This window comes from Rhizobium sp. PK7-22 (assembly GCF_056530405.1).
On record NZ_CP096514.1, the window covers coordinates 2,098,305 to 2,122,941 of the forward strand.

The following is a 24,637-nucleotide window of genomic DNA, read 5'->3' on the forward strand; positions in this document are numbered from 1 at the left end:
GTTTGTCGCAAGCCTTGGCTTCCTACCAGCGCTGGTGGACATGCGGCGCGATCAGCCGCGCGTAAACTTCCCGGGCCGCCGTCATCACGTCGTCGGAGAGCGCGGCCAGATCGGCGGCGGCGGCATTGGCACGGGCCTGCTCGGCGTTGCGGGCGCCGGGAATGACCACGGTGACGGCCTCGTTCATCAGGATCCACTTCAGCGCGAAGGCGGCCATGGCGGCCCCCTCCGGCACCAGCTTGCGGACTTCCTCCACGGCCTGGAGGCCGACCTCGAAGGGCACGCCGGCGAAGGTCTCGCCGACGTCGAAGGCCTCGCCGTGGCGGTTGAAGTTACGGTGGTCGTCGGCCGCAAAGGCCGTCTCGCGGCTGATCTTGCCCGACAGCAGACCGCTGGCGAGCGGGACACGGACGATGACCGCCACGTTCTTGCGCTTGGCCTCCTTGAAGAACAGGTCGGCCGGACGCTGGCGGAAGAGGTTGTAGATGATCTGGATGCTGACGACGTCGGGATATTCGATCGCCTTCAGCGCCTCCTCGACCTTCTCGACGCTGACCCCGTAGCTCCGGATCTTGCCGGACTGGCGCAGGTCGTCGAGCGCCCCGAACACCTCCGGCCGGTAGAAGACCTCGGCCGGCGGGCAGTGCAACTGCACGAGGTCGAGGGTCTCGACGCCGAGATTGGCAAGGCTGCGATCGATGAAGGCCTCGAGGTTCCCCCTGGTGTAACCGTCCGCCGTGTGCGGGCTCAGCCTGCGTCCGGCCTTGGTGGCCACCATCGGCCGGCTGCCGCCATGCGCGGCGAGCACGCTCTGGATGATCTTTTCCGAGCGCCCGTCGCCATAGACGTCTGCCGTGTCGATGAAGGTGACGCCGGCGTCGAGCGCGGCTTCCAGCGCCGCACGGCCGTCCGCCTCGCTGACGTCGCCCCAGGAACCGCCTATCTGCCAGGCGCCGAAGCCGATCTCGCTGACGGTGAAGGATGTGCGCCCGAACGCGTGCTGTCTCATGTTGTCTCCTCCGGAATAAGGGCTGACTGTCCACAGGCCGAATACCCGCGCTATCGCCATGCCCGGCAATAGCCTAAAACACCTGCTCAGCAGAGACAACAAAAGCAAGCGATTCGATGTCCTCCTTCCGTTTCATCCATTCCGCCGACCTGCACCTGGGCAGCCCCTTCCAGGGGCTTGCCATGAAGGATGCCGCCGTCGCGGAGCTCTTCCTGGAGGCAAGCCGCAAGGCCTTCGCAACACTCGTCGATCAGGCGGTCGAACGGCAGGTGGATTTCTTCCTGGTCGCCGGTGACGTCTATGACGGCGACTGGAAGGACAACAAGATCGGCCTCTTCTTCAACCGCGAGGTGGCACGACTGGAGCGCGCCGGCATCCCGGTCTTCCTCCTGAAGGGCAATCATGACGCCGAAAGCGTCATCACCAAGACGATCACTTTGCCGAAGAACGTCCGCGAGTTCCCCGTCAACAAGCCCGGCAGTTTCACGCTCGACCATCTGAAGGTGGCGCTGCACGGCCAGGGGTTTGCCGAACGCTCGGCAACGGAAAACCTTTCGCTCGCCTATCCACCGCCGCAGCCCGGCTGGTTCAACATCGGCGTGCTGCACACCTCGCTGACCGGCCGCGAGCCGCATGCGACCTACGCGCCCTGTTCCGTCGAGGATCTGCGCTCGCGCGGCTACGACTACTGGGCGCTCGGCCATGTGCATGACTACGAGGTGGTGGCGGAGGACCCGCTGATCATCTTCCCGGGCAATCTGCAGGGGCGCAGCATCCGCGAGCAGGGCGCCAAGGGGGCCGTGCTCGTCACCGTTGAGGATGGCGAGATCCGCCACGAGCGGATCATCACCGACGGCGCCCGCTTTGCCGAAGCCAGCGTCACGGTCGAGCCGGACGAGGATCTGCCCACCATCCTGCGGCGCATCGAGGCGGCACTGGAGCATGTCGCGGAAATCATGGAGGGCCGGCCGCTGGCGCTGCGCATCCGCCTCACCGGCAGGACGCGGTTCCGGCGCGAGCTGCTCGCCCGGGCGCAGGATTTCCGCGACGAGGCGCAGGCCGCCTGCCACCGCTGCCACGAGGACATCTGGCTGGAGAAGCTCGACGTGCGCGTCGAGGATGCCGGCATGTCTGGCGCAACGGCGGGGCTGGCCGGCGGGCTCGGGCTCGAGGGCCTGATCCCCGGCGATCTGCCGCCCGAACTCATGGAGGAGGCCGAGGCACGGCTGGCGGAGATTACCGCGCGCCTGCCGGGCGGCATCGGCGCTCGTGAGCTGGCGCTGGGAGACGATGCCGCGGCACTTCTGGCGGAGGCTCGCGAGCTTCTGATCGGGCGTGCGGGAGGGGCCGGCTGATGCGCTTCGAACGCCTCGACATCCTGCGCTACGGCGCGCTCACCGACCGAAGCCTGGCGTTTCGCGCCGATGCCAAGCTGCACATCGTCTACGGCCCCAACGAGGCCGGCAAGTCCTCGGCGCTCTCGGCGATCTCCGACCTGCTGTTCGGCTTCCCGACGGCGGCGCAATACAGTTTCCAGCACGATCCTGCCTCCCTGCGCGTCGGGGCACAGGTCACTTCCCGTGATGGCGCGAGCCTGACCTTCCGCCGCCGCCGGGGCCGCAAGAGCACGCTGCTTTCCGCAACGGACGCGGAAGAAGCGCTGGCCGACGATGCGCTGACGCCCTTCCTCGGAAGCTTGAGCCGCGACGTCTTCGAGCGTGCCTTCGGGCTCAACTCCGCATCACTGCGGGCCGGCGGCGAGAGCATGCTGAAGAGCGGCGGCGAGATCGGCAGCCTGCTCTTTTCCGCGGCCTCCGGGCTCACGGGCCTTTCCGAGATGCGCAAGGAACTGGAGGCGGAGGCGGATGTCATCTATGCGCCCCGCCGTTCCAAGGACCGGCTGTTCTACCAGGTGCTGGACGCGCACGAGGAGGCCCGCAAGGCGGAGCGCGACAACGAACTGAAGGCGAGCGACTGGAAGCGGCTGATCGCCGAACAGGCCGAGATCGAATCGGATCTGCAAACCGTCTCCGCCGAGCGGCAGGAGACGAAGCGGGCACTGGAGCACTTGCGCCTGCTGCAGCGGCTCGACCCGATCATCCGCGAGATCGACCGGGAGCGCGCGCAACTGGCCGATTTCGAGGCGCTGGCCGGGCTGCCGGCGGATTTCGAGGCGGAGCTTGCCCTTCTCCTCGACCGGCTGCGCGACAACGAGGCGGCGCTGCGCCGCTCCGAGGCCGACAAGGCAAAATTCTCCGACGATCTGCGCGCCATCCACGTCAACGATCCGCTGCTCTCGGCCTCTGCCGCCATCATGGCCGCTCACTCCGGCATCGGCGCCTATGTGAATGCCCGCAACGACATTGGCCGGGTGCGCGCCGAGGTGGAGGATTTCGACCAGCGGCTGGCCCAGGCAGCTAGACGTCTCGGCCTGTCCGGCGTCGCCGATCTCGAAAGCCGCCAGCCACCGGATGCCGATCTGGCGCGGCTGCGCACGCTGGTGGAGGAGGGGACAAAGCTCGACCGCGGTCTGCGCGATGTCCGCGAGCGCATCGAGGAGGAGCACGACACGCTGCGGCGAATCGAGGAGAGCGGCCCCGACCGGCGGCTGCTCGACCCGAAACCCTGGACGGAACAGCTGGCGGCCCTGCAGCCGGAGCTTGCCGACCTGCAGCGCGCCGAGACGCTGCAGGTGCGTCTCTCCCGCGCCGAATCGGATCTCTCTGCCGCCATGGCCCGCCTTGTCCCGGCGGTCACGGATCTGCGCGCCCTCCTTGCCCTGCCGCTGCCGGAAGCCGGCGCGCTCGGCGAACACCGCCGCCGCATCGAGGAGGCCCGCCTGGAGGCGAAGGCCGCGACCGCCAAAGTGACGGCGCTGGAGGAGGAGGCGGCGGAGACGGCGCACCAGCTGGCGGCGCTGGAAGGCAGTGGCCGAATCGTTTCCCGCGAACAGATCGCGGCAAGCCGCGCCGAACGCGACGGACTGCTTGAGGATTTGCGTACCACGCCGGACACCACCGGCTTCGACCGTCTGGCCGGCGCCATCGTCGAGGCCGACGATCTGGCCGACACGGCGCTCTCCGATGCCGAACGAGTGTCGCGCCACGCACAACTGCTGCTTCGGCAACGTGAGCTCGAGCAGGGCCTGACGGTGGCGGCCAAGCAGGCGAAAGAGGCCGACATCACGCTCTCCGACGAACTGACCGACTACGAGGACGGCTTTCGCACTGCCGGCATCCGCCCCGTGGCGCCGGAGCGGATGATCGACTGGCGCCGCGGCGTCGACGAGCTCTTCCGCCAGCTGCGCGAGAGCGACGCGCTGCGCGACGAGCTGGAGGCGCTGAAGCTGAAGGAGGACAGGGTGCGCCCGGCGCTGCTGTCGCTTGCCGATGCGACCGGCTTTGCCGCCGCCGCCCTGCCGACCACGGCGATTGCCCGCGGGCTGGAGCGACGCCTCGCCGAGATTGCCCAGGCCTGGGTGGAAAGCCGCGCCGGCGAGACGAAGCGGGCCATGGCCGAACAGGCGCTTGCCCGTCTGGAGGAGCGCGAGCGGGGCCTGCTCGACGAGATCGCCCGCTGGCAATCGGGCTTTGCCAGCGCGCTGACCGCCGTCGGCCTGCCGGAGGATGCCGAGCCGCCCATGGCGCTGGCCGCCCTTGAGGCCTGGCGCACGGTGCCGGAAACGCTCTTCGAGCGACAGAACCGCGAGCGGCGCGTGCGCGGCATGATGCGCGACATGGAGGCCTTCGAGGCGGCAAGCGCCAAGGCGGTGGCGGCCGTGGCGCCGGATCTCGCCGGGGTTCCGGCCGAAGTGGCGGCGAGCCTCCTGCACGAGCGGCTGATGGCGGAGACAGCGGAAAACAAGCACCGCGCAGCGCTCTCGGCCGAACTGGAGCGCGTCGGGCTGACGCTCACCCGGCTTGCGGTCGAACAGGCGGACCTGACGCAGGAGGCGGAGCGTCTTGCCGCACGGCTGCAGAAAACGCCGGAAGATCTGCCACAGGTGCTCGACGACCTGCGCCGGCGCCAGCATCTGGAGCGGGAGCTGCGCAACTGCCGCGACCGCTTTGCCGAACACGCCGGCGGCGCCTCGGAGGAGGAGATTCGCGCGGCACTCGCGGGCTTCGACCGGATCGCCGCCGGGCTGGAGATCGACCGGCTGACGGCCGGCGAGGACCGGCTGATCGAGCGGATGAATGCGCTCGGCATCCTGCAGGCCGAAAACGAGCGCCGCCGCCGCGACCTGGAGACCGGCGTCGGCGCCGAACGCGCCGTCTTCCAGAAGCTTGCCGCCGAAACGGAGGCCAAAGAGCTTGCCCGCCGCTGGGTGGTGCTGAAGCTCGCCGCCAGCCTCCTCTCGTCCTCGATGGAGGCCTACCGCGAGCGCCAGGCCGATCCCGTGATGAAGCGGGCAGGGGAGCTGTTCTCAGGCCTCACCGGCGGCCGCTTCGCCCGCCTCCTGCAGGTCTATGACGAGCGCGACGAGCTGCAGCTCGCCGTCGAGCGCCAGACGGGCGAGCAGGTGCCGCTTGTGGGCCTCAGCGAAGGCACAGGCGACCAGCTTTATCTCGCGCTGCGGCTGGCCTTCCTGGAGGACTACTGCCGCCGCAACGAGCCGGCCCCGCTGGTGCTCGACGACATCTTCCAGACCTTCGACGACGACCGCACCGCGGCGGGCCTGCGCACCCTGGCGGCCGCCGGCGAAACGCACCAGACGCTGCTCTTCACCCACCAGACGAGCGTGGTGGAGACGGCCAAGCGGGAGCTGGGGGACGGGGTGGATGTGGTGCGGTTGTAGAGGGGAGAAATGCGACCGTTCAGATCCGAGAGCAGGTAATCATAGCGCTTTTCATACGAGAAGCTGTACCGGATCGCCAAACTTGCGGGTGTCTTTCCCGACATCTTTGAAATGGGCAGCAAGCGCTGTGTAGATCAACCCTCCAAAAAAAGTAATGTCAGAACGTTGCTCAGTCGTGGCTTTCTCTTGCGTAACCCATTTAAACCAATGTGCGTTTTCGCCCGTGATAGTGTGCTGAGGGTCTCGGATGTATACTATGGAGTTTATAGATCCAACTTTATCTCGTGTTTTGCTACGACGTGCGAATAGCTGTCCCATAAACCACTCGACCAGCCTTCCATCAGTTGCAACTGTCCCACCTTCGTCGCTGATTATGACGATTCGACTGGCTGCCACGACTCCCGTCGCCGAACTGTGCTCGTTGAACTTATCACGTGCGTCAACTATGTGAGATTCAAGTTTATTAAGAGACAGTTTCTCGAAGCGCCTATGTGCTCGGGCTGGATCCTGAAGACCGCGAAAGAGCGCGTTCACGCTAGCTTCGCCGAAGACTACATACTCTTCGCCCTGTTCTTTCGTCACAATATTGATGCGGTCGAGGAATGCGTTGTTGTGGGCCTGTAGGGATTTTCTCTCAACTAAGATCCGGCGATCGAACATAAAGTGATCTGGAGCTTTGAACTGGGTCCTTCTATCCGCAGAATAAGAGTTTTCATCAGGTATGAGCTGATTCGGATCAATGCGGCTAAAGAAATCCACTAAGAAGCTATCAATGCTCCGCAGCTTATTGGAAGATTTCACGTGCATCTCCGCTACATCACTTAATAGCGCTGAGGGGAGCCGCGCGCTGCTACCTCCTGCGTAATCGCATAAGGCCAGCGCAGCAAGTCCTGTTATATATATGGCAACGGGAAAATGGTGGGCGATGACGGACTCGAACCGCCGACATCCTCGGTGTAAACGAGGCGCTCTACCAACTGAGCTAATCGCCCTCTCGCGTCGCGGAGCATGTCCGGCGCGTCGGTGGCCGTGATCTATGCGGATCGCGGAGAAACCGCAAGAGGCTTTCTGCTAAGAAGCGGATTTTTTTGATGCGGTCGCGGGTGCGTCGCGGTGGTTGTGGGCAAAGCTTGCACCCTTCATCCTTTTGTCTTGAAACGCGCTTGACACCCGTTCGCGAACCTCTTAGTTAGCCGCTCATCCGAGGCGGTCGAGGCCGCTCCGGGAAGGGTCTTGGCCCTTACGAAATGCGCGGGTGTAGCTCAGTTGGTTAGAGTGCCGGCCTGTCACGCCGGAGGTCGCGGGTTCGAGCCCCGTCACTCGCGCCATTCGTATCCTCGAAGTCTGCCGATGTTCTTCAATGAATGTCGGATCGCCGAAAGGCGGAAACATATGCGCGGGTGTAGCTCAGTTGGTTAGAGTGCCGGCCTGTCACGCCGGAGGTCGCGGGTTCGAGCCCCGTCACTCGCGCCAGTTTCACCCAATTCCTCCCTCCCGACAGTCGCTTCAACTGCCGCCAGCCGTGCGCCGGTTTCCAGTTTTAGAATTTGCTGAAAAACAGCCGCCGATTCTCTTGCGAAGGCAGGGGAGCGCCCCCATCTTTCGGGTCAGGGTCGATTGCGGCTGATCGACTGATTCTCCCGGCGGCATCGACTGATTCTCCCGGCGGCCACGTGCTGCTCTCGCTTTTGTGGCCTTTTCAGGCTGTCGTGACTTTATAAGATGAAATCAGCTTTTAATGCGGTTTCGACGCGTTCCCTTTGGCTGCGCGGCAAAGCCTCCGGATGTCGCCGATGTTCCTGTGCAGCTGTGCCGTATAGGCGCAAGCGGCGGTCGCTAAATGTCTTGCGTGCGGGCGTGCGCTGCGGTAGTCACGGGCCAATTGCAATGCACGTTCGCTTTGCCCGTGCATTGTTGATCGAGCGCCGCCCGGCGCTACCGGCAAGCAGGGATCGACTACCATGAGTGAACTCCTCACTGCCTACATCCCGATCGCAATCTTCATCGGTATTGCCCTCGTGATCGGACTGGCTCTGCTGATTGCCCCGTTCGCCGTCGCCTACAAGGCGCCCGACTCGGAAAAGCTGTCAGCCTACGAATGCGGCTTCAACGCCTTCGACGACGCGCGCATGAAATTCGACATCCGGTTCTACCTGGTGTCGATCCTGTTCATCATCTTCGATCTGGAAGTGGCCTTCCTGTTCCCCTGGGCGGTGTCCTTCGGCGAGATCGGCTGGTTCGGCTTCTGGTCGATGATGGTATTCCTCGCCGTCCTCACGGTCGGCTTCATTTATGAGTGGAAGAAAGGAGCGCTGGAATGGGAGTAGTCGATCACGGCAACACCCTCGTCGCGCCACAACCCAAGGGCATCATCGATCCTGCCACCGGCAAGCCGGTCGGCAGCGATGACCGTTTCTTCGGCGAGATCAACAACGAGCTCGCCGACAAGGGCTTCCTCGTCACCTCGACCGACGAGCTGATCACCTGGGCGCGCACCGGCTCGCTGATGTGGATGACCTTCGGTCTGGCCTGCTGCGCCGTCGAGATGATGCAGATGTCGATGCCGCGCTATGACGCCGAGCGCTTCGGCTTTGCGCCGCGCGCCTCGCCGCGCCAGTCCGACGTGATGATCGTCGCGGGCACGCTCACCAACAAGATGGCGCCGGCGCTGCGCAAGGTCTACGACCAGATGCCCGAGCCGCGCTACGTGATCTCGATGGGCTCCTGCGCCAACGGCGGCGGCTACTATCACTATTCCTACTCCGTGGTACGCGGCTGCGACCGCATCGTGCCGGTGGACATCTACGTACCGGGCTGTCCCCCCACGGCAGAGGCACTGCTTTACGGCGTGCTTCTGCTGCAGAAGAAGATCCGCCGTACCGGCACGATCGAGCGCTAAGGGCAAGGACACCGACATGAGCGAAGCCCTCAGAGACCTCTCGGCGCATATTGCCGAAATGCATCCGGACCTGGTGGAATCGGCCGACATCGCCTTCGGCGAGCTGACGGTCATGACCACGCCGGAGAAGCTGATCCCGCTTTTGACCTTCCTGCGCGACGACGTGCAGTGCGGGTTCATCAACTTCATCGACATCTGTGGCGTCGACTGGCCGCAGCGCGAAAAGCGCTTCGACGTCGTCTACCACCTGCTGTCGCCGCGCCAGAACACGCGCATCCGCATCAAGGTGCTGGTGGCCGAGGACGAACCCGTCCCGTCCGCCTTCGGCGTCTATCCCGGCGCCGACTGGTTCGAACGCGAAGCCTGGGACATGTACGGCATCCTGTTCACCGGCCACCCGGACCTGCGCCGCATCCTCACCGACTACGGCTTCGAGGGCCATCCGCTGCGCAAGGATTTCCCGACGACCGGTTTTGTGGAGGTTCGCTTCGACGACGGTGCCAAGCGTGTTGTGTATGAGCCGGTAAACCTGCGGCAGGAATTCCGCAGCTTCGATTTCCTCTCGCCCTGGGAGGGGACCGACTATGTGCTCCCTGGCGACGAGAAGGCGAAGGTCTGAAGTATTAGGCAGTAGGCATTAGGTAGGGCGAATAGCGAGTAGCGAATAGCGAATAGTTGTTTCGCCGAAACGAAAGGAACGAGCAGACGATCAATTCCTACAGGGATCTCAAGGTCTGGCAGCAGGCAATCGAGCTTGCAGTTCACTGCTATCGCGCCAGCGAAGGGTTTCCGAAGGCTGAAGTCTACGGTTTGACAGCTCAGGTCCGCAGAGCGGCAACATCGGTTGCCGCAAATATTGCGGAAGGCCACGGGCGAGACAGCACCGGCAGTTTCATTCAGTTCCTGAGGATAGCGCAAGGATCCCTGAAAGAGTTGGAGACGCACATGATCATCGCGCGCCGGGTGGAAATCCTCGCGGCACCCCAGTTTCAGAGCCTCATGGAGCAGTGCGATGAAATTGGCCGAATGATCAGAGCGTTGATCCGAAGTCTGCAGGAAAAGACATGAACCGTTTGGACCCACCATTCGCTATTCGCTATTCGCTATATCCTCCAAGCGCGGAGCGCGCCTAACATGAACGAACACAACGTCCGCAACTTCAACATCAACTTCGGACCGCAGCATCCGGCGGCGCACGGCGTGTTGCGGCTTGTGCTGGAGCTCGACGGCGAGATCGTCGAGCGGGTCGATCCGCACATCGGCCTGCTGCACCGCGGCACCGAGAAGCTGATCGAGACGAAGACCTACCTGCAGGCGCTGCCCTATTTCGATCGTCTTGACTACGTCGCGCCGATGAATCAGGAGCATGCCTACTGTCTCGCGGTCGAGAAGCTGCTCGGCCTCGAGGTTCCCATCCGCGGTCAGCTGATCCGCGTGCTCTACTCCGAAATCGGCCGCATCCTGTCGCACCTGCTCAACGTGACGACGCAGGCGCTCGACGTCGGCGCGCTGACGCCACCGCTCTGGGGCTTCGAAGAGCGCGAGAAGCTGATGGTCTTCTACGAGCGCGCCTCCGGGTCGCGCATGCATGCGGCCTACTTCCGCCCAGGCGGCGTTCATCAGGACCTGCCGCCGGAGCTGGTGGAAGACATCGGTGCCTGGTGCGATCCCTTCCTGGGCGCGCTGGACGACATCGACGCGCTTCTGACCGGCAACCGCATCTTCAAGCAGCGCAACGTCGACATCGGCGTCGTCAAGCTGGAAGACTGCTGGGCCTTGGGCTTCTCGGGCGTCATGGTGCGAGGTTCGGGTGCGGCCTGGGATCTGCGCAAGTCGCAGCCCTACGAATGCTATGCCGACATGGATTTCGACATTCCGATCGGCAAGAACGGCGACTGCTACGATCGCTACGTGATCCGCATGATCGAGATGCGCGAATCCGTGAAGATCATGAAGCAGTGCGTCAACCGCCTGATGGGCGACGCCAAGGTCGGCCCGGTCTCGTCGCTGGACGGCAAGGTCGTGCCACCCAAGCGCGGCGAGATGAAGCGCTCCATGGAAGCGCTGATCCACCACTTCAAGCTCTACACGGAAGGTTACCACGTGCCGGCCGGCGAGGTGTATGCGGCCGTCGAGGCGCCGAAGGGCGAGTTCGGCGTCTATCTCGTCGCCGACGGCACCAACAAGCCCTACCGCCTGAAGATCCGCGCGCCGGGGTTTGCCCATCTGCAGGCGATGGACTTCATGTGCCGCGGCCACCAGCTGGCCGACGTGTCGGCGGTCCTCGGCTCGCTCGACATCGTGTTCGGTGAGGTGGATCGCTGATGACCCGCTTCGTGGCTTCAACAGGCGCTGCATCCGGGCAGTGCGGTTCCAAGACTGATAAGGCGTAAGAAAGAATGTCCGTTCGTCGACTAGCCGAAGACAATGTCCAACCGTCAGCCTTCGCCTTCAGTGAGGAGAATGCCGGCTGGGCCGAGGCCACCATCCGCAAGTATCCGGAGGGGCGCCAGCAGTCCGCCGTGATCCCGCTTCTGATGCGGGCTCAGGAGCAGGACGGCTGGGTGACGCGCGCGGCCATCGAATTCGTCGCGCAGAAGCTCGACATGGCTTTCATCCGCGTCCTGGAAGTGGCGACCTTCTACACCCAGTTCCAGCTGAAGCCGGTCGGCACCCGCGCCCACGTGCAGGTCTGCGGCACGACGCCCTGCATGCTGCGCGGCGCCGAGGACCTGATCAGGGTCTGCAAGAGCAAGATCCACGCCGACCCCCTCCACCTCAACGAGGACGGCACGCTGTCCTGGGAAGAGGTGGAATGTCAGGGCGCCTGCGTCAACGCGCCGATGGTGATGATCTTCAAGGATGCCTATGAAGATCTGACGCCGACGCAGCTCGAGCACATCATCGACCGCTTCCACGCCGGACGGGGCAATGAGATCACGCCCGGTCCGCAGGTGGACCGTCTGGTGTCTGCCCCCGTCGGCGGCCCGACGACGCTGACGGAAGAGATCAAGCCGGTGCGCACCAACCTGGAGCCGAAGCCGGATCCGGACGCAGAACCCATGGCGCCGACCGATGCAGGGCGCGCCGAGGACACGGCGGAAGAGGCGGACAAGTCGATCAAGACGCCTCTGACGGACAAGGCCGGCGCCCAGCAGCGCGTCGAGACGGCCGAGACGCAGCCGCTGTCGGGAACCGCGAAGACGGACAAGCCCGACCGCAAGCGCGCCGGCAGTGCCGCCGAGGGCGCGCCGCCGGAGCCCGGTGCCGTCTCGGGCGACGCCAAGCCGAAGCGCTCACGCAAGAAGCCGACGCCGGAAGGCGAGACTTCTTAAGGAATGCTATTTGTTGTGTGGCCATGCCGTTGGCTGCATGATGCATATCAATGGCCGACCTCGGATGTCGGCGGACCGGTGGAATAGATCATGCTAAAAGACCAGGATCGCATCTTTACCAATATCTACGGTCTCAAGGACAAGTCCCTGAAGGGCGCGATGAGCCGCGGCCACTGGGATGGCACCAAGCAGATCATCGAGAAGGGTCGCGACTGGATCATCGACGAGATGAAGGCGTCGGGCCTGCGCGGCCGCGGCGGCGCCGGCTTCCCGACCGGTCTCAAGTGGTCGTTCATGCCCAAGGAATCCGACGGCCGGCCGCATTACCTCGTCGTCAATGCCGACGAATCGGAGCCGGGCACCTGCAAGGATCGCGAGATCCTGCGCCATGATCCGCACACGCTGATCGAAGGCTGCGTGATTGCCGGTTTCGCCATGGGTGCCCACACCGCCTATATCTACGTCCGCGGCGAATACATGCGCGAGCGCGAGGCGCTTCAGGCCGCCATCGACGAATGCTATGACGCGGGCCTCCTCGGCGCGAACAACAAGATCGGCTGGGACTTCGACATCTTCGTCCACCATGGCGCCGGCGCCTATATCTGCGGCGAAGAGACGGCACTTCTGGAAAGCCTGGAGGGCAAGAAGGGCCAGCCGCGCCTCAAGCCGCCGTTCCCGGCCAACATGGGCCTCTACGGCTGCCCGACGACGGTCAACAACGTCGAGTCCATCGCCGTTGCGCCGACCATCCTGCGCCGCGGCGCCGGCTGGTTCTCGTCGATCGGCCGCCCGAACAACGTCGGCACCAAGCTGTTCATGATCTCCGGCCACGTCAACAAGCCGTGCACCGTGGAAGAGGCGATGAGCATCCCGTTCCGGGAGCTGATCGAAAAGCACGCCGGCGGCGTGCGCGGCGGCTGGGACAATCTGCTGGCGGTCATTCCAGGCGGCGCCTCCTGCCCGATCATCCGGGGCGAGGACATGGAAGACGCGATCATGGACTTCGACGGCATGCGCGACAAGAAGTCGTCCTTCGGCACCGCGGCGATCATCGTCATGGACAAGTCGACCGACGTCATCAAGGCGATCGCCCGCCTTTCGGCCTTCTTTAAGCACGAGAGCTGCGGCCAGTGCACGCCGTGCCGCGAAGGCACCGGCTGGATGTGGCGGGTGATGGAGCGCATGGTGACCGGCAACGCCCAGAAGCGCGAGATCGACATGCTGCTGCAGGTGTCCAAGCAGATCGAAGGGCACACCATTTGCGCGCTCGGCGATGCGGCGGCCTGGCCGGTCCAGGGCCTGATCCGCAATTTCCGTCCGGAAATCGAGGCGCGGATCGATAGCTATACCCACAAGGCGATGGCGCATGGCGCCGTCATGGAAGCAGCGGAGTAACCTGGTGAAGAAACCGGTGACAGGACCCGAGGACAAGGCGGCGGCAGACAAGCCTGCGGCTGAGCCCGCGCGCGCGCCTTTCGCCGACGCTCTGGCTATGAACCCGCTCATGGCCCAGTCGGCCGCCGCCATGGCGACCGCGACGGCCGTCGGATTGACGATCACCAGCCAGTTCGCCAGCGCCTTCTTCGGCGCGCTCCAGAATGCCCTCGAGGCATCAAAGCGGACAAGCCGCACGAACGAGACGACCGACGCCGCGGCGCGTCCGCAGAACGCTGCAGACGTCCCGGCACAACCGGCTCCTGCGCCAAAGCCGAAAGTGACACGCCACAAGCCGGCCAGCACCAAGGCTTCCAAGGTAGCGAAGGCCGCCGAGACAGAACCAAAGGCGCAGCCGAAGCGCACCGCCAAGGCAAAGCCGGCCGCCAAGCCTGCAGCCGACGCCAAGACGGAAGACCTGAAAAAGATCAAGGGGATCGGCCCGAAGCTTGAACAGGTGCTGCAGGAAAAAGGCGTGAACCGCCTCGCTCAGATTGCAGCTTGGAGCGAGGACGATATTGCCAAATTCGACGAGGCTCTCGGGCTCGATGGGCGCATCGGCCGGGATGACTGGGTCGGCCAAGCCAGGAAGCTGGCAGAGTAAGGATTTTCCCCGGTTTTCAGGCCGCGGGATGAACACAGGACGTAAGTGAGACGATGGCAAAGCTGAAGGTTGACGGCAAGGAAATCGAGGTTCCGGATCATTTCACGCTGTTGCAGGCGTGCGAGGAAGCCGGCGCCGAGGTTCCGCGCTTCTGTTTCCACGAGCGCCTGTCGGTGGCCGGCAACTGCCGCATGTGTCTGGTCGAGGTGAAGGGCGGTCCGCCGAAGCCCGCCGCCTCCTGCGCCATGGGCGTGCGCGATGTCCGTCCAGGCCCCAACGGCGAGCTGCCGGAGGTCTATACCAACACGCCAATGGTCAAGAAGGCCCGTGAAGGGGTGATGGAGTTCCTGCTCATCAATCACCCGCTGGATTGTCCGATCTGCGACCAGGGCGGCGAATGCGACCTGCAGGACCAGGCCATGGCCTTCGGTATGGACGCGTCCCGCTACACGGAGAACAAGCGCGCCGTCGAAGACAAATACATCGGCCCGCTCGTCAAGACCGTGATGAACCGCTGCATCCACTGCACGCGCTGCGTCCGCTTCACGACCGAAGTCGGCGGCATCTCCGAGCTCGGCCTGATCGGTCGTGGCGAGGATGCCGAGATCACGACCTATCTCGAACACGCCATGACCTCCGAGCTGCAGGGCAACGTCATCGACCTTTGCCCCGTCGGTGCGCTGACCTCGCGCCCTTTCGCCTTCACGGCGCGCCCCTGGGAACTTGGCAAGACCGAATCGATCGACGTCATGGATGCGCTGGGCTCCGCCATTCGCGTCGATACGCGCGGCCGCGAAGTCATGCGCATCATGCCGCGCATTAACGAGCAGGTGAACGAGGAGTGGATCTCCGACAAGACCCGCTTCATCTGGGACGGCCTGAAGACGCAGCGCCTCGACCGGCCCTACGTACGCCGTGATGGCCGCCTGCAGGCCGCCAGCTGGGGTGAAGCCTTCGCTGCCATCAAGGCTGCCGTATCGGCCACCTCGGCCGACAAGATCGGAGCGATTGCCGGCGATCTCGCTGCCGTCGAGGAAATGTACGCCCTGAAGGAGCTGATCCGCTCGCTCGGCTCAGACAACCTCGACTGCCGCCAGGATGGTGTTGCGCTCAACCCGTCGCTCGGCCGCGCCAGCTATCTCTTCAACCCAACCATCGAAGGCATCGACCAGGCCGATGCGCTGCTGCTGATCGGCGCCAACCCGCGCCTCGAGGCGGCTGTCCTCAACGCCCGCATCCGCAAGCGCTGGCGGCGCGGCGGCTTCCCGATCGGCGTGATCGGCGAGGGCGGCGACCTGCGCTATAGCTATGAGTATCTCGGCTCAGGCCCCGATACCCTGGGCGAACTCGTCAATGGCACCGGCGACTTCCTCGACAAGCTGCGCAACGCCAAGAACCCGATGATCATCGTGGGGCAGGGCGCCCTGTCGCGCGCCGACGGCGCTGCCATCCTGAACGCCGCATCGAAGCTGGCCAATGCCGTCGGTGCGCTGACGGACGAGTGGAACGGCTTCGGCGTCCTGCACACGGCCGCCTCGCGCGTCGGCGGCCTCGATCTCGGCTTCGTGCCGGGGGCGAACGGCGTGAACGCTGCCGACATGCTGAACGGCATGGATGTCCTCTTCCTGCTCGGTGCGGACGAACTGGACTTCTCCCGCAAGGGCGCGAAGTTCACGGTCTACATCGGCAGCCACGGTGACGCCGGTGCCCATCATGCCGACGTCATCCTGCCGGCGGCAGCCTATACCGAAAAGTCCGGTACCTGGGTCAACACCGAAGGGCGCGTCCAGATGGGCAACCGCGCTGGCTTCGCGCCGGGTGAGGCCCGTGAGGATTGGGCAATCATCCGCGCCCTGTCGGACGTGCTGGGCCAGAAGCTGCCGTTTGATTCTCTCCACGCATTGCGCGCCAAGCTCTACGAGGCCTACCCGCATTTTGCCGCACTGGACGAGATTGCGGTGGGCAATGTCAGTGAAATCGCCGCACTTGGTGAAAAAGCGGGTGAGATGAGCAAGTCTGGATTTGCGTCGCCGATCAAAGACTTCTATTTGACGAACCCAATTGCCCGCGCCTCGGCCGTGATGGCCGAATGCTCGGCATTGGCCCGCGACAATTTCAAGGCTGCGGCGGAGTAACAGGAATTATGGACGATACATTTTTCTCGACCTACGGTTGGCCTGCGCTGGTGATGATTGCCCAGTCTCTGCTGGTCCTCGTCTGTCTCCTCGTCTTCATCGCCTACATTCTCTATGCCGACCGTAAGGTCTGGGCAGCCGTCCAGCTGCGTCGCGGCCCTAATGTCGTCGGTCCCTGGGGGCTGTTTCAGTCCTTCGCCGACCTGCTGAAGTTCGTCTTCAAGGAGCCGATCATCCCGTCGGGCGCCAACAAGGGCGTCTTCCTGCTGGCACCGCTCGTCTCGGTGACGCTGGCGCTCGCCACCTGGGCCGTGATCCCGTTCAACGAGAACTGGGTGATCGCCAACATCAATGTCGGCATTCTCTACATCTTCGCGATCTCCTCGCTCGAGGTTTACGGGATCATCATGGCGGGATGGGCATCGAACTCGAAGTATCCCTTCCTCGGCGCGCTGCGCTCGGCGGCGCAGATGGTCTCCTATGAAGTCTCGATCGGCTTCGTTCTCGTCACCGTTCTGCTCTGCGTCGGCTCTCTCAATCTTTCCGACATGGTCTTTGCCCAGCGGGACGGCCTCGGCACGATGATGGGGCTGCCGCCGTCGTTCCTCGACTGGCACTGGCTGCCGCTCTTCCCGATGTTCATCGTCTTCTTTATCTCGGGACTTGCCGAAACCAACCGTCCGCCCTTCGATCTTCCCGAGGCCGAGTCGGAACTCGTCGCCGGCTACATGGTCGAGTATTCCTCGGCACCGTACATGATGCTGATGCTCAGCGAATATGCGGCCATCCTGCTGATCTGCTCGCTGACGACGATCCTGTTTCTGGGAGGCTGGCTGCCGCCGGTCGACATCTGGATCCTCAACTGGGTCCCGGGCATCGTCTGGTTCATCATGAAGGTACTGCTGATCTTCTTCGGCTACTCGATGGTGAAGGCATTCGTTCCGCGCTACCGCTACGACCAGCTGATGCGGCTGGGCTGGAAGGTCTTCCTTCCGCTCTCGCTCGCCATGGTCATCATCACCGCATTCGTGCTCAAGCTGATGGGGTGGGCATAACATGTCCCCTCTCGCTCAGAGCCGCACTGGAGAATAACGATGGCCAGTTTTACCCAGACCGTCAGCTCGCTGTTCCTGAAGGAATTCGTTTCGGGGTTCTTCCTGTCGATGCGCTACTTCTTCAAGCCGAAGGCGACGATCAACTATCCGTTCGAGAAGAACCCTGTGTCGCCGCGGTTCCGGGGCGAGCATGTCCTGCGCCGTTATCCGAACGGCGAAGAGCGTTGCATCGCCTGCAAGCTCTGCGAGGCGATCTGTCCCGCCCAGGCGATCACCATCGAGGCCGGCCCACGGCGCAACGACGGCACCCGCCGCACGGTGCGCTACGACATCGACATGGTGAAGTGCATCTACTGCGGCTTCTGCCAGGAAGCCTGCCCGGTGGACGCGATCGTCGAAGGACCGAACTTCGAGTTCTCGACCGAGACCCGTGAGGAGCTCTACTACGACAAGGCGCGTCTGCTCGACAACGGCGACCGCTGGGAGCGCGAGATCGCGCGCAACATGGCGCAGGACGCACCATACCGGTGAGTATTCGTAGCCGCCCGCATCCGCGGGCGGAGTGACAATTTGAACGGACATTCCCGGTCGGCACTTCTGGCCCGGGACGAACGGGGAGGGGCATTCGCCTGTTCCCGACAAGGACGAAAAGGCACCGTAATGGCTCTGCAGGCTGTTTTCTTTTATCTCTTCGCGTTCGTGGCTGTGGCCTCGGCCTTCATGGTCATTTCCGCAAAGAACCCGGTTCATTCGGTACTGTTCCTGATCCTTGTCTTTTTCAACGCCGCCGGACTGTTCCTGCTGACCGGCGCCGAGTTCCTGGCGATGATCCTGCTCGTCGTCTACATCGGCGCGGTCGCGGTTCTCTTCCTCTTTGTCGTCATGATGCTCGACATCGATTTTGCGGAGCTGCGGTCGGGCGTCCTTCAGTATGCGCCCATCGGCGTGCTGGTCGGGTTGATCGTGGCTGCGGAGTTGATCGTCGTGATCGGCGGCACCGTGCTATCGCCACAGGCGGCGCAGTCCATCACCATGCCCATTCCCAATCCTCTGGAGCGCACCAATACTGCGGCGCTGGGCGACGTGCTCTATACAAACTACGTCTACTTCTTCCAGGTCGCGGGAATGGTGCTGCTGGTCGCCATGATCGGCGCCATCGTGCTCACGCTCCGCCACCGCCAGAACATCAAGCGCCAGGACATTTCTGCACAGGTTGCGCGCACGCCCGAAACCGCCGTTGAGGTGGTCAAGGTCAAGCCGGGCCAGGGCATCTAAGGTAGGCGAAGAAGGAATACGAACATGGAAATCGGTCTCTCCCACTACCTGACGGTCAGCGCCATCCTCTTTATCCTGGGCGTCTTCGGGATTTTTCTGAACCGCAAGAACGTCATCATCATCCTGATGTCGATCGAACTCATCCTGTTGTCGGTCAACCTCAACATGGTCGCCTTCTCGTCCTTCCTGAACGACATCGTCGGCCAGGTGTTTGCGCTGTTCATTCTGACCGTCGCGGCCGCGGAAGCTGCGATCGGGCTTGCAATTCTCGTCGTCTTCTACCGCAACCGCGGATCGATTGCGGTCGAAGACGTCAACATGATGAAGGGCTGATCAGGTCATGATCTACAAGGCAATCGTCTTTCTTCCCCTGATCGGCTTCCTGATTGCGGGCCTTTTCGGCCGCTCGATCGGCGCCAAGGCGTCCGAATACATCACCAGCGGCCTGATGATCGTCGTGGCCATCCTGTCCTGGATCGTCTTCTTCAACGTAGCGCTGGCGCATGGCGAAGCTGGCGAGGTCATCAAGGTCGACGTCATGCGCTGGATCCAGTCCGGCGGCATCGACATCGAGTGGGCCTTCCGCATCGACACGCTGACGGCCGTGATGTTCGTCGTCGTCAACACCGTCTCGACGCTCGTCCACGTCTATTCGATCGGCTACATGCACCACGATCCGCATCGGCCGCGCTTCTTCGCCTACCTGTCGCTCTTCACCTTCGCCATGCTGATGCTGGTGACCTCCGATAACTTGGTGCAGATGTTCTTCGGCTGGGAAGGCGTCGGTCTCGCCTCCTACCTCCTGATCGGTTTCTGGTACAAGAAGCCTTCGGCTTCCGCTGCGGCGATGAAGGCCTTCATCGTCAACCGTGTCGGCGACTTCGGCTTCCTGCTCGGTATCGCCGGCCTCTTCATGCTGTTCGGCTCGCTGAACTTCGAGACGATCTTTGCCGCCGCGGGCAGCTATCTCCCCGCCGAGGGCGCGGCCGAAGCCGGCGAAGTCGTCGCCAACATCTTCGGGATGGACGTGACCCGCTATGGCGCGCTCACGATTGTCTGCCTCCTTCTCTTCATGGGCGCCATGGGCAAGTCCGCTCAGTTCCTGCTGCACACCTGGCTGCCGGACGCCATGGAAGGCCCGACCCCGGTCTCGGCCCTCATCCATGCCGCCACCATGGTCACCGCGGGCGTCTTCCTCGTCGCCCGCATGTCGCCGGTCTTCGAACTGTCGCCCGATGCCCTGCTGTTCGTGACCGTGATCGGTGCGATCACGGCCTTCTTTGCCGCGACCGTCGGTCTGGTGCAGAACGACATCAAGCGCGTCATCGCCTATTCCACCTGCTCGCAGCTCGGCTACATGTTCGTGGCGCTGGGGGTAGGGGCCTATGGCGCGGCGATCTTCCACCTCTTCACGCACGCCTTCTTCAAGGCACTCCTGTTCCTAGGGGCCGGCTCGGTGATCCACGCCGTCGATGGCGAGCAGGACATGCGGTACATGGGTGGCCTGCGCAAGCACATCCCCGTCACCTTCTGGATGATGACGATCGGCACTCTGGCGCTGACCGGCGTTGGCATTCCGGGCACGATGTTCGGCTTTGCCGGCTTCTTCTCCAAGGATGTGATCATCGAATCGGCCTATGCCTCCCATTCGGTGGCCTCGGGCTTCGCCTTCACGCTTCTCGTTATCGCCGCGCTGTTCACGAGCTTCTACTCGTGGCGCCTGGCGTTCCTGACCTTCTTCGGCAAGCCGCGGGCCTCGGCCGACGTGATGCACCACGTGCATGAATCGCCGCAGGTCATGCTGGTGCCGCTTTACGTGCTGGCGCTCGGCGCGGTCGTCGCCGGCGTCCTGTTCGAAGGCTATTTCTTCGGTCACGAATACGGCGAGTTCTGGAAGGGGGCGCTCTTCACGCTGCCGGAGAACGAGATCCTGGAAGAGTTCCACCACGTGCCGCTGTGGGTGAAGTGGAGCCCGTTCATTGCGATGGCGCTTGGCTTCGTGACGGCCTGGTACATGTACATCAAGTCGCCTTCCACGCCGAAGCGCCTGGCCGAGCAGCAGAGCCTCCTCTACAACTTCCTGCTCAACAAGTGGTACTTCGACGAGATCTACGACTTCCTGTTCGTCCGCTCCGCCAAGAGCCTCGGCCGCTTCCTGTGGAAGAAGGGTGACGTCGGCGTCATCGACGCCTACGGCCCGAACGGCGTCGCGGCCCGCGTCGTCGACGTGACCCGCAGCGTGGTGCGCCTGCAGTCCGGCTATCTTTATCACTACGCGTTTGCGATGCTGATTGGCGTCGCCGCCCTCGTCACCTGGATGATGCTCGGGAGCTCAATCTAATGATCGACTGGCCAATTCTCTCGACGGTCACCTTCCTGCCGCTCGTGGGCGTCCTGCTTCTTCTCCTGACTCGCGAAGACAGCGCCTACGGCCGACGCAACATCCTCAACGTCTCGCTTCTGACGACGGTCTTCACGTTTATCGTGTCGCTGTTCATCTGGATCGGCTTCGACAATTCGAACCCGGGCTTCCAGATGATCGAGAAGCACGCCTGGCTCGGCACGGGGATTTCCTATCATCTCGGCGTCGACGGCATCTCCATGCTGTTCGTCATCCTGACGACCTTCCTGATGCCCTTCTGCATCCTGGCCAGCTGGAACTCCGTGCAGAAGCGCCTCAAGGAGTACATGATCGCCTTCCTGCTTCTGGAAGTGGTCATGGTCGGCGTGTTCGTAGCCCTCGACATCGTCCTCTTCTACGTCTTCTTCGAGGCGACGCTGATCCCGATGTTCGTCATCATCGGCGTATGGGGTGGAAAGGACCGCGTCTACGCGAGCTACAAGTTCTTCCTCTACACGCTCGCCGGCTCGGTGCTGATGATGCTCGCCATCATGGCCATGTACTGGCAGGCCGGCACCACCGACATCACGGAGCTGCTGCGCTTCAACTTCCCGGCTGGGATACAGACGTGGCTGTGGCTTGCCTGCTTTGCCGCATTCGCCGTCAAGATGCCGATGTGGCCGGTCCACACCTGGCTTCCCGACGCGCACGTCCAGGCACCGACCGCAGGCTCCGTCATTCTTGCCGGCGTCATGCTCAAGCTCGGCGGCTACGGGTTCATCCGCATTTCGCTGGCGATGTTCCCGCTGGCGTCCGACTACTTCGCGCCCTTCGTCTTCACCCTCTCGGTGGTGGCGATCATCTACACCTCGCTCGTCGCGATGATGCAGGATGACATCAAGAAGCTGATTGCCTATTCGTCGGTGGCCCACATGGGGTTCGTCACGATGGGCATCTTCGCAGCCAACGTTCAGGGCGTGCAGGGTGCGATCTTCCAGATGCTCTCGCACGGTATCGTCTCGGGCGCTCTCTTCCTCTGCGTCGGCATCATCTACGACCGTCTTCACACCCGCGAGATCTCCGCCTACGGCGGCCTGGTCAACAATATGCCGAAGTATGCGGTGGTCTTGATGGTCTTCACCATGGCCAATGTCGGACTGCCCGGCACCTCCGGCTTCGTCGGCGAGTTCCTCACGGTCATCGGCGTCTTCCAGGTCAACACCTGGGTTGCACTCTTCGCCGCCACCGGCGTCATCCTCTCGGCATGCTACGCTCTCTGGCTCTATCGCAGGGTGATCTGGGGTGCGCTTGAGAAGGAAAGCCTCAAGGGCCTGCTCGATCTCTCCGGGCGTGAGAAGCTGATCCTCTATCCGCTGGTCGCCCTGACCATTTTCTACGGCGTCTATCCGGCCCCGATCTTCGATGCGACGGCGGCTTCGGTGGATCTGCTCGTCAACAACTACGCCGCGGCCCTGCAGGCAGCGCAAGATCTTGCACTCACGGTGCATTGAGACAGGACACGACAGGACATGACCTCTGAATTACTCCTCGAAAGCCTGCAGCTCGCCATGCCGGAGATCATCCTGGCAGTGGGAGCGCTCGCGCTACTGATGATCGGGGTCTTTTCCGGTGAACGATCCGCCCAGACCGTGACTGGCCTGGCCGTTGCCCTCATCATCGCGTCGGGCCTCTGGCTGGTGCTGGTGCCGGGCGAGGGCGAAGCCTTCGGCGGTGCCTTCCTTCTGGATCCGTTCACGCGGTTCATGAAGGCAGTGGCCCTGATCGGCTCGGTGACCGCCATGATCATGACCGTCGGCCACGCCCGTTCCGAGCAGATAGACCGCTTCGAGTTCCCGGTTCTGCTGGTGCTTGCCACGCTCGGCATGATGCTGCTGATCTCAGCCAACGACCTGCTGGCGCTCTACCTCGGTCTCGAATTGATGTCGCTGTCGCTCTACGTCGTCGCAGCAATCAACCGCGACAGCCTTCGCTCCACGGAATCCGGCCTCAAGTACTTCGTGCTCGGCTCGCTGTCCTCGGGCATGCTGCTCTACGGCATGTCGCTGATCTACGGTTTCACCGGCAACACCGGCTTCGACGGGATTGCTCTGGTTCTGGCCGGCGAGACGCGCTCGCTCGGAGTGGTCTTCGGCCTCGTCTTTGTGCTCGCAGGTCTCTGCTTCAAGATTTCGGCCGTGCCGTTTCACATGTGGACGCCGGACGTCTATGAAGGCGCGCCGACCCCGGTGACCGCCTTCTTTGCAGCCGGTCCGAAGGTCGCCGCCATGGCGATCCTCGTGCGCATCGTGTCGGACGCCTTCCTGCCGCTCGTCGCCGACTGGCAGCAGATCCTCGTCTTCGTATCGATTGCCTCGATGCTTCTCGGGTCGTTCGCGGCGATCGGTCAGCGCAACATCAAGCGGCTGATGGCCTATTCGTCCATTGGTCACATGGGCTTTGCTCTGGTGGGTCTTGCCGCAGGGACGGAGACTGGTATTTCCGGTGTCATTCTCTACATGCTCATCTACATGGTCATGACGCTCGGCACTTTCGCCTGCATCATGGCGATGCGCCGCAAGGAAGGCGACAACGTCGAGAACGTCGATGACCTGGCCGGCCTTGCCTCGACCAAACCGTTCATGGCGGTGGTGCTGACGGCGCTGATGTTCTCGATGGCCGGCATTCCGCCGCTCGCGGGCTTCTTTGCCAAATACTTCGTCTTCATCGCCGCAATCGAGGCAGAGCTCTATGCGCTTGCCGTCATTGGTGTGCTGTCCTCCGTCGTCGGCGCCTACTATTACCTGCGCATCGTCAAGCTGATGTGGTTCGATGAGCCCACGGGTGAATTCGCCCGGGTGCCTGGTGAACTGCGACTGGTGTTCGGGCTCTCCGGCCTGTTCGTCACAGCCTATGTGATCTTCGGTGGACCGGTCGGCTCCGCAGCCAGTGCTGCTGCCGCCTCCTTCTTCTGAGCATGTCTGAAAGAGCAGAACGCTTTAGCCTGGAAGCGTTCCGCCACGAAGCCCTGCAGGACGTCGGCTCGACCAACACGGAATGCCTCGAGCGGGCCAGGGCTGGTGATCCGGGCAACCTCTGGATCACCGCGGTTCGTCAGACGAGCGGTCGCGGCAGACGCGGCCGCGTCTGGACGTCCGAACCGGGCAACCTATATGCGTCTCTATTGCTGATAAATCCCGCTCCCATGGAACGGGTCGCCTCCCTGCCTCTGGCAGTCGCTGTCGGCCTTCAGGCTGCGGTTTCCGCGGTGATGCCGCGCGACGCCGAGCCGATAGAGGTGAAATGGCCGAACGATATCCTCATCGGCCGCAAGAAGACCTGCGGGATCCTGATCGAGGGCGAGGGGCTGCCGGACGGCAGACACGCTCTGGTGATCGGTATCGGGGTCAACATCCGCCACAAGCCCGATACGGCGCCCTATGCCGTGACGCGCCTGGAGGAGCACGGGTGTTTTGTTGCCGCAGATGAATTGTTTGCCCATCTTTTCAAAGAGATGGCAGTTGTACTCAAGATTTGGGATGAAGGTAGAGGGATTTCGGAGATCACCCGCCGCTGGCTCGAAGTGGCCTGCGGCGTCGGTGAAAAGATCACCGTGAACCTTCCCGATAAATCTCTTACGGGACGTTTCGATGGCATAGCGGCAGACGGCCTGCTGATGCTGAATTTGGGCGGCGGGCAGATTGTGCCCATTGCCGCCGGTGATGTATTCTTTGAAAGAACGGAATAAAGACATT

Annotated in this window: 21 protein-coding genes and 3 tRNA genes; 21 read left to right on the forward strand and 3 right to left on the reverse strand. The window is 63.2% G+C overall.

Translation table 11 applies throughout. From position 1 onward, the window contains the following. Window positions 1–22: 22 nt before the first annotated feature. Window positions 23–1,009 carry an aldo/keto reductase gene (locus M1E10_RS14975; RefSeq protein ID WP_499173611.1) on the reverse strand — a complete coding sequence of 329 codons (987 nt, stop codon included), beginning with the start codon at window positions 1,007–1,009 and terminating at the stop codon, window positions 23–25. A 116-nt stretch (window positions 1,010–1,125) separates the two neighbouring features. Between M1E10_RS14975 and M1E10_RS14980 the strand changes: the two genes are divergently transcribed. Together M1E10_RS14980 and M1E10_RS14985 are read left to right on the forward strand one after the other, a co-directional pair. Then, window positions 1,126–2,364 (forward strand): metallophosphoesterase family protein, encoded by a 1,239-nt coding sequence (locus tag M1E10_RS14980; protein ID WP_499173612.1) that lies wholly within the window; start codon window positions 1,126–1,128, stop codon window positions 2,362–2,364. Continuing rightward, complete coding sequence (locus M1E10_RS14985; RefSeq protein ID WP_499173613.1) at window positions 2,364–5,807, forward strand: ATP-binding protein; 3,444 nt, start codon at window positions 2,364–2,366, stop codon at window positions 5,805–5,807. Before M1E10_RS14980 ends, M1E10_RS14985 begins: the two co-directional genes overlap by 1 nt. Before the next feature lie 51 nt (window positions 5,808–5,858). On the opposite strand, the gene M1E10_RS14990 is transcribed toward M1E10_RS14985, so the two are convergent. Together M1E10_RS14990 and M1E10_RS14995 are read right to left on the reverse strand one after the other, a co-directional pair. Continuing rightward, on the reverse strand, window positions 5,859–6,608 hold the full coding sequence (locus M1E10_RS14990; protein WP_499173614.1) for a hypothetical protein: 750 nt from the start codon (window positions 6,606–6,608) through the stop codon (window positions 5,859–5,861). A gap of 115 nt (window positions 6,609–6,723) precedes the next feature. After that, window positions 6,724–6,799: transfer RNA gene (locus tag M1E10_RS14995), tRNA-Val, on the reverse strand. Between the two features lie 259 nt (window positions 6,800–7,058). On the opposite strand from M1E10_RS14995, the gene M1E10_RS15000 reads away from it, so the two are divergent. The 19 genes from M1E10_RS15000 to M1E10_RS15090 all read left to right on the forward strand — a co-directional run bounded on the left by M1E10_RS15000 (window position 7,059) and on the right by M1E10_RS15090 (window position 24,630). Continuing rightward, a tRNA-Asp gene (locus M1E10_RS15000) sits at window positions 7,059–7,135 on the forward strand. Between the two features lie 68 nt (window positions 7,136–7,203). Then, window positions 7,204–7,280, forward strand: a tRNA-Asp gene (locus tag M1E10_RS15005). A 488-nt stretch (window positions 7,281–7,768) separates the two neighbouring features. Further along, the gene (locus M1E10_RS15010) at window positions 7,769–8,134 is read left to right on the forward strand and encodes an NADH-quinone oxidoreductase subunit A (RefSeq protein ID WP_499173615.1); all 366 of its coding nucleotides are present in this window, start codon (window positions 7,769–7,771) and stop codon (window positions 8,132–8,134) included. Beyond that, a complete protein-coding gene (locus M1E10_RS15015; RefSeq protein ID WP_029618593.1) occupies window positions 8,125–8,706 on the forward strand; it encodes a NuoB/complex I 20 kDa subunit family protein in 582 nt (193 codons plus the stop codon). Before M1E10_RS15010 ends, M1E10_RS15015 begins: the two co-directional genes overlap by 10 nt. 16 nt (window positions 8,707–8,722) lie before the next feature. Continuing rightward, window positions 8,723–9,325, forward strand: coding sequence for a complex I 30 kDa subunit family protein (locus M1E10_RS15020; protein WP_499173616.1), 603 nt, complete (start codon window positions 8,723–8,725; stop codon window positions 9,323–9,325). Between the two features lie 89 nt (window positions 9,326–9,414). Further along, window positions 9,415–9,774, forward strand: a complete 360-nt coding sequence (locus tag M1E10_RS15025) for a four helix bundle protein (protein WP_499177190.1) — start codon at window positions 9,415–9,417, stop codon at window positions 9,772–9,774. A 66-nt stretch (window positions 9,775–9,840) separates the two neighbouring features. After that, window positions 9,841–11,031, forward strand: coding sequence for an NADH-quinone oxidoreductase subunit D (locus M1E10_RS15030; protein ID WP_499173617.1), 1,191 nt, complete (start codon window positions 9,841–9,843; stop codon window positions 11,029–11,031). 74 nt (window positions 11,032–11,105) lie between these two features. Then, on the forward strand, window positions 11,106–12,041 hold the full coding sequence (gene nuoE, locus M1E10_RS15035) for an NADH-quinone oxidoreductase subunit E (protein ID WP_499173618.1): 936 nt from the start codon (window positions 11,106–11,108) through the stop codon (window positions 12,039–12,041). Between the two features lie 90 nt (window positions 12,042–12,131). Further along, a complete protein-coding gene (gene nuoF, locus M1E10_RS15040; RefSeq protein ID WP_499173619.1) occupies window positions 12,132–13,436 on the forward strand; it encodes an NADH-quinone oxidoreductase subunit NuoF in 1,305 nt (434 codons plus the stop codon). 4 nt (window positions 13,437–13,440) lie between these two features. Further along, entirely contained in the window at window positions 13,441–14,079 is a 639-nt protein-coding gene (locus M1E10_RS15045; RefSeq protein WP_499173620.1) for a helix-hairpin-helix domain-containing protein, read from the forward strand. A 53-nt stretch (window positions 14,080–14,132) separates the two neighbouring features. Beyond that, window positions 14,133–16,214 carry an NADH-quinone oxidoreductase subunit G family protein gene (nuoG, locus tag M1E10_RS15050; RefSeq protein ID WP_499173622.1) on the forward strand — a complete coding sequence of 694 codons (2,082 nt, stop codon included), beginning with the start codon at window positions 14,133–14,135 and terminating at the stop codon, window positions 16,212–16,214. An 8-nt stretch (window positions 16,215–16,222) separates the two neighbouring features. Continuing rightward, entirely contained in the window at window positions 16,223–17,269 is a 1,047-nt protein-coding gene (gene nuoH, locus M1E10_RS15055) for a complex I subunit 1/NuoH family protein (RefSeq protein WP_499173624.1), read from the forward strand. A gap of 39 nt (window positions 17,270–17,308) precedes the next feature. After that, entirely contained in the window at window positions 17,309–17,800 is a 492-nt protein-coding gene (gene nuoI / locus M1E10_RS15060) for a NuoI/complex I 23 kDa subunit family protein (RefSeq protein ID WP_499173625.1), read from the forward strand. Window positions 17,801–17,929: 129 nt separating this feature from the next. Beyond that, window positions 17,930–18,544 carry an NADH-quinone oxidoreductase subunit J gene (locus M1E10_RS15065; RefSeq protein ID WP_499173626.1) on the forward strand — a complete coding sequence of 205 codons (615 nt, stop codon included), beginning with the start codon at window positions 17,930–17,932 and terminating at the stop codon, window positions 18,542–18,544. 24 nt (window positions 18,545–18,568) lie between these two features. Continuing rightward, the gene (gene nuoK / locus M1E10_RS15070; protein WP_029618603.1) at window positions 18,569–18,877 is read left to right on the forward strand and encodes an NADH-quinone oxidoreductase subunit NuoK; all 309 of its coding nucleotides are present in this window, start codon (window positions 18,569–18,571) and stop codon (window positions 18,875–18,877) included. A gap of 7 nt (window positions 18,878–18,884) precedes the next feature. Beyond that, on the forward strand, window positions 18,885–20,885 hold the full coding sequence (gene nuoL / locus M1E10_RS15075) for an NADH-quinone oxidoreductase subunit L (protein ID WP_499173627.1): 2,001 nt from the start codon (window positions 18,885–18,887) through the stop codon (window positions 20,883–20,885). Beyond that, window positions 20,885–22,396, forward strand: a complete 1,512-nt coding sequence (locus M1E10_RS15080) for an NADH-quinone oxidoreductase subunit M (RefSeq protein ID WP_499173628.1) — start codon at window positions 20,885–20,887, stop codon at window positions 22,394–22,396. Before nuoL ends, M1E10_RS15080 begins: the two co-directional genes overlap by 1 nt. An 18-nt stretch (window positions 22,397–22,414) precedes the next feature. Continuing rightward, window positions 22,415–23,857: an NADH-quinone oxidoreductase subunit N gene (gene nuoN / locus M1E10_RS15085; RefSeq protein ID WP_499173629.1), complete on the forward strand. Its 1,443-nt coding sequence runs from the start codon at window positions 22,415–22,417 to the stop codon at window positions 23,855–23,857. Between the two features lie 2 nt (window positions 23,858–23,859). Then, complete coding sequence (locus M1E10_RS15090) at window positions 23,860–24,630, forward strand: biotin--[acetyl-CoA-carboxylase] ligase (RefSeq protein WP_499173631.1); 771 nt, start codon at window positions 23,860–23,862, stop codon at window positions 24,628–24,630. The last annotated feature ends 7 nt before the right edge of the window (window positions 24,631–24,637 follow it).